The organism is Dysgonomonas sp. Shenzhen-Wh21 (assembly GCF_043392705.1).
In the GTDB taxonomy this organism is placed as follows: Bacteria; Bacteroidota; Bacteroidia; order Bacteroidales; family Dysgonomonadaceae; genus Dysgonomonas.
Window position 1 is genome coordinate 1 of record NZ_JAIXHZ010000131.1, and the last position, 5,560, is coordinate 5,560.

The 5,560-nt window shown below is 36.4% G+C and carries 6 protein-coding genes; 1 reads left to right on the top strand and 5 read right to left on the bottom strand.

All coding sequences use genetic code 11. The features are described 5' to 3' along the window. From LDB17_RS09180 to nspC, 5 genes are all read right to left on the bottom strand, one after another. A partial coding sequence (locus tag LDB17_RS09180) for a bifunctional oligoribonuclease/PAP phosphatase NrnA (RefSeq protein ID WP_393924999.1) occupies window positions 1–584 on the bottom strand: 584 nt, incomplete at its 3' end. A gap of 45 nt (window positions 585–629) precedes the next feature. Then, window positions 630–1,130: a hypothetical protein gene (locus LDB17_RS09185; RefSeq protein WP_393925000.1), complete on the bottom strand. Its 501-nt coding sequence runs from the start codon at window positions 1,128–1,130 to the stop codon at window positions 630–632. A gap of 54 nt (window positions 1,131–1,184) precedes the next feature. Continuing rightward, window positions 1,185–2,603 carry a ComEC/Rec2 family competence protein gene (locus tag LDB17_RS09190; RefSeq protein WP_393925001.1) on the bottom strand — a complete coding sequence of 473 codons (1,419 nt, stop codon included), beginning with the start codon at window positions 2,601–2,603 and terminating at the stop codon, window positions 1,185–1,187. Window positions 2,604–2,636: 33 nt separating this feature from the next. Continuing rightward, window positions 2,637–3,287 carry a ribulose-phosphate 3-epimerase gene (rpe, locus tag LDB17_RS09195; protein ID WP_252639096.1) on the bottom strand — a complete coding sequence of 217 codons (651 nt, stop codon included), beginning with the start codon at window positions 3,285–3,287 and terminating at the stop codon, window positions 2,637–2,639. 381 nt (window positions 3,288–3,668) lie between these two features. Further along, window positions 3,669–4,811, bottom strand: a complete 1,143-nt coding sequence (gene nspC, locus LDB17_RS09200) for a carboxynorspermidine decarboxylase (protein WP_252639095.1) — start codon at window positions 4,809–4,811, stop codon at window positions 3,669–3,671. A 143-nt stretch (window positions 4,812–4,954) separates the two neighbouring features. Between nspC and xrtK the strand changes: the two genes are divergently transcribed. Then, window positions 4,955–5,488 (top strand): exosortase K, encoded by a 534-nt coding sequence (xrtK, locus tag LDB17_RS09205; protein ID WP_252639094.1) that lies wholly within the window; start codon window positions 4,955–4,957, stop codon window positions 5,486–5,488. Window positions 5,489–5,560: the final 72 nt, after the last annotated feature.

Here is a 5,560-nt window from a genome sequence, read left to right on the forward strand (position 1 = left end):
CCTATGATATAATATATTTCAATATTATTGGAGTTGTAAGTAAATGCTCCTGTATCGGTCATCATACCGGTATAAATAGCAGTAGCAGTATTATAACTCATCACTTCAAAATCGCCCATACGACAGATCAGACGAAACACGAGTTCGCTAGTAGATGATATTTCAGGGTATGAAATCATCACATCACAGAACTCTGTTGGATCAGGGTGATGATCTATCAAGACTTTCTTTCCCTTAGCAGCCTCAATAAATGGAGCCAAATGGTGTGACCGCTTTGGCACATTAAAGTCGAGACAAAAGATAAGCTCAGCCTCTGCTATAAGCTTTTGAGCATATTCAGGATATTTTTCATAATCAAAAATATCCTTCGCTCCGGGTATCCATTTCAAAAAATCAGGAAATGAATTAGGAACTATAATATTTACATCATTACCCAAGTCATTCAAATAATGGTACAAACCAAGAGAAGATCCAATAGCATCTCCATCAGGAGAAACATGGGTAACTATTACAATTTTGTCATATTGATCGAGTAGCTCTTCTACCGCTGTTATCTTCTGACTAGCTATTATTTTCGATATCATTTACAAGAACTCCTTATTCTAATTAAAATACAAACAACAAAAGTACTAAAAAATCAAACTAAATGCACCACTTTGAGTTACATCATGATAAGGAATATTTAGTTTTTGACATTCTTTAGCTAGTCGGTGCCTAGTATATCTTGATAATGAAGCATCTAAAACCACATTTTCTATCCAAAAGAGCTGAGTTAAAGAATATAAAGAGAAACTGTTACAGTGAGTAAGCACCAAGTTGTTCACCTTGAATCTTTCTTCCGTTGCCTTCTCTTTCCAGTTATCAGAAGACAAAATCAGCATATTGTTTGCTTGATTACTAATGTATATATAGCCACTTGTCGTATCACCCGTTAGGATATCTGTTTGAACCCCAGACTTACTCCATTTTATCTCTGAAGCCTGACTTCTATTATAAACAGTTATCACTTCTGTATCATCAACTACCTTGCTGTGAACATGACTCGTAAGCAATATCAATATTGCGGTTAAGCATACAATTAAAGCCTTCGATTTCTTATATATAAGGAAAAGCAATATCCCGATTATCATCGTAAAGATCAACAACAAGTCGACAAAGGAAACTTTTACAGGTATTAATTAGTTTTATGACCTACGCAATTCATTTATTTGAACAATTACCCTTTGCTCTTTTGCAAAATGTAAAAGTTTCACCGGAAGATAGTATAAGTAATAACTAAAATCAGAGAATACAAAACTCAACACCTTTGCAAAGACAATTCCTCCCGCAGCATACATAATCAAAGAAACGACAGGGACTATAATCAGATTGGCAATAAAGAAATATGTAGGGAACGTTCCGAAATAGTAAAGGCAAATAGGAAATGTAGCCAACTGCGCAACAACTGAAAGAGCAAACATCTGCCAGATATATCTTATATACTTATTCTCTATCTTAATCAGACCCGACATCTTTGGGTGAAGATATAAGATAGAGAGCACGGACATGAAACTTAATTGCAGCCCAATATCAAACAAAGAGAAAGGGTTGACTAAAAGCATAAAGAATGCAGCGATGAACAAGGCGTGAATAGAAAAGCTTTTTCGCTTAACTATTTCCGATACACAAAACACACTTAACATTGCGCTTGCTCTAACTACCGAAGGAGGCAAACCCGTAACAAAAGCATATCCCCACAATAAAAGAATTATAAGGACTGGCTTTATCCAATAGGACTTTGAATTTCGATGAACAAAGCCCAGCAGGAAAGTTATCATTACATAAATAATACCGACATGTAACCCGCTGACGGATAAAACATGTACGGTTCCCGTCGTCCTGAATCCTTGTTTCAGATCATCACTTAATTCATTCTGATAGCCAAGAGTCAATGCTGACAAAACAGCGTACTCAGTTTCTTTCAGATCCAAAGCCTTATAGAAATTGAGAATAGCTTGTCTGCAACGCAAAGCTTGATACTTAAGGTTAGATGAGACTTCTCCTGTCCTTTTATAAGCGTCTGAAGAGACATAAACAGAACCTACAAAGTTCTGATTGTACATATACCTGACATAATCAAAATCATCGGGATTACCCATATTTCGGAAGGGCTGAACCTCACCATAAAAAAGGAACTCATCCCCCGGATTCAATCGATCGGAGATCAACGAATCTCTTTGAAAATAACAGACTACCTGCTTATCTTCATCGGGCAAAAATACCCTATATGCAACAGTCTTAGCTTTTTCTTGAGGAGAGTCTGTTACAATACCTCTATAAAGGTTTCTTGTCCCCGAAAAAGTATATTCAGATAAGTACTGACGATATGCTGTAGAGAAAGTACCTATCCCGACCGTTGCTAAAACCACACCCAAACCAAAGAGCCAGCGTAAAGAGAATTGACGATCCTTTGGTATAAGATATGACAAAAGCATAGCCATATTTCCTGACAGAAAAAAGACTATGCTTATATATTCGTTCTTAAAATAGTACTGAAACAGAATACCTACAATCAGCGAGAGCAGAAGGAAAAGGAATGGTATTTTCGAGAATGGATTTCTCATTCCACAGCACCTGTTAATACTACATCAAGTCTATCACAGACTTTTCAGTTTATGAATCATTTCTGTCGGGTTGGCATCTGCAAATACAGCATTCCCGGCAACCAAAACATCAGCTCCGGCATCAACCAAGCGTTTTCCCGTTTCCAAATTTACACCTCCATCTACTTCGATAAGTGTATGCAATCCTCGTCTTACAATCATATCTTTGAGGCAAGACACTTTATCGAGTGTGCGCTCTATAAATTTCTGACCACCAAAGCCCGGATTTACAGACATAAGCAATACCATATCCAAATCCTGAAGTATATCTTCGAGTAAACTAACAGGAGTATGAGGATTTAAAGTAACGGCAGCTTTCATCCCCGCATCATGTATTGCAGCAATAGTTCGATGCAGATGTACACAAGCCTCGTAATGCACATTCATCATATATGCACCTGCATCCTTTACAACAGGAATATACTGATCGGGATTTACAATCATCAGATGTACATCCAATGGTTTCTTTGCCATTTTACTGATCTGCTTAATTATCGGGAAACCGAACGAGATATTGGGAACAAATGTTCCGTCCATTACATCACAATGAAACCAATCGGCTTCACTATTGTTTACCATTTCTATATCGGCTTGCAAATTAAGAAAATCAGCAGACAATAATGACGGAGCTATTTTATGGTGCATACTATTGAATTATAAGTTATAAATTTGATGTTATCATCCTTTAAAGCAAAAATACGAAAAAGAGCACAAGTGACAAAAAGAAAAAAGGTACAAACATAAAAAGTCTATACCCTTTATTTCTTTTCTGAGAGATTTCTTAATTCACACAAAACTCATTTAGTGATCTTGGTAAAGATTTCTCAGCATAATATGTTCGTGCAAATTGTTTTAGAAAGTCCAGTGTACTTTTGGCAGGTGCGACAACCTCCCCTTCATTATCAACACTTTTGCACAGCTTATGAGTATAGTTTTTTTTCATAGGCGATTTCCTTAAATAAGTTAGTTCTATCTATGAAACGCCAACCTTATATCTATATTGTTTATGATCTAATATTTAACATTCTAGCTCATACGAGTTTTATAATCCTCGTAACTAAATTCCCTGTAAATCTCTAACTGGTTAGACTTATTCCAAAGAGCAATAGCCGGATGAGATATACCATTAAACATAGTAGTCTTCACGATTGTATAATGAATCATATCTTCGAATATAATCTTATCACCTATAAGAAGAGGTTCATCAAAAGACCATTCTCCAACAAAATCGCCACTCAGGCAACTACTTCCTCCCATACGATAAGTGGGTAGTCCTTGTACAGGTTCGTGATATGCGCCTCTGATATGCGGTTTGTAAGGCATTTCCAAACAATCGGGCATGTGGCATGCAAAAGACACATCGAGTATTGCTGTCTTAACCCCTCTGTTCTCTACAATATCTACCACTGTAGAAACCAAGACTCCTGTTTGCCAAGCAAAAGCACTTCCCGGTTCCATGATAATCTCTAGATTAGGATACTTCGCTTTAAAAGATTGGAGTAAGCCGATAAGATGTTCCACGTCATAATCTTTTCGGGTCATAAGGTGCCCGCCTCCCATATTAAACCACTTCACCTGCGACAATAAATGCCCAAACTTCTGCTCAATCACTTCCAGGGTTTTCTCTAAGTCGTATGACGACGATTCGCACAATGTATGGAAATGCAGTCCTTCTACACCTTCAGGTAACTTGTCACCCAACTGATCCAAAGAGATACCTAGACGTGAACCCGGAGTAGCGGGATTATATAAATCAGTCTCTACCGTAGAATATTCGGGATTGATGCGTAAGCCACAGGATGCTTTATGTGAATGCTTCAACGTTTCGGGATAAAACCGATCGAACTGCGATAAAGAGTTGAACGTAATATGACTGCTATAACGCATGAAAAGAGGAAAATTTTCGGGTGTATATGCCGGAGTAAAAGTATGCGCCAAACTACCCATTTCTTCATACGCCAATTGAGCCTCATACACAGAACTAGCTGTAGAACATGGTATGTATTCTCTTATAATAGGAAACGATTTCCACATTGCATACGCCTTGAATGCCAATATAATATTCACTCCTGCCCTATCTTTCACCGATTTGATAAGACTGAGATTGTTTCTAAGCAATTCTTCTTCCATCACAAAGCAAGGTGACGGTACTTTATTTATTTCTATCATTTTTATTCAGTTACTTGCAAAAAAACTTACAAGCTGCAAAGGTCGTGATTTTATTCTCGATGTTTAAATAATTTATTATAAAAATTTGGAGATATAAAACTTAAACAATTACTTTGCTTTTCAAAGTTCTTTAAATACACACGATGAAAAATAATATCTTCTATTTTTTAGTATGCTTTAGTATATTTATTCTACTAAAATTCATATTTCCTTATTTAGGCATAGATTCTTTACAGTTTCTACTCGCTCCCACTAACAAGATAATTTCATTTATAATAAATTCACCCTCAACATACGACACCGAAGCTGGGTATTTATATCCATATTTAAATATCGTCATAAACAAATCGTGTTCAGGTTTCAACTTCTTTATCATCTGTTTTCTTATGTACACTTTTGTACTTATAAAAGCGAGTAAAATAAAAAAATGGTATAAACTTCCTTTTGCCCTCATTCTGGCATACACTACAACTATAATAACGAATGTATCCAGAATTGTTGGTTACCTCACTATAATGAATAATGAAACGTCTTTCTTCTCTCTATCGAAGATATCATGGCTACATCAGGCCGAAGGCATCGTCGTTTATCTTACATTTCTTATCATAGCATACATTACCTCCAATTACATAATTACTAAAACAGAAATCAAACATGACGAAGCTACTCAATCCTAAATGGTTACTACGATCCAACACGCTGCCAATAGCAATCCTTCTGTTTCTTGGATACAGTGAGTTCAACATTAT

Coding starts and splice junctions, on each gene's coding strand:
- LDB17_RS09185 (WP_393925000.1), bottom strand. CDS start 1,130: ATGATAATCGGGATATTGCTTTTCCTTATATATAAGAAATCGAAGGCT.
- LDB17_RS09190 (WP_393925001.1), bottom strand. CDS start 2,603: ATGAGAAATCCATTCTCGAAAATACCATTCCTTTTCCTTCTGCTCTCG.
- rpe (WP_252639096.1), bottom strand. CDS start 3,287: ATGCACCATAAAATAGCTCCGTCATTATTGTCTGCTGATTTTCTTAAT.
- nspC (WP_252639095.1), bottom strand. CDS start 4,811: ATGATAGAAATAAATAAAGTACCGTCACCTTGCTTTGTGATGGAAGAA.
- xrtK (WP_252639094.1), top strand. CDS start 4,955: ATGAAAAATAATATCTTCTATTTTTTAGTATGCTTTAGTATATTTATT.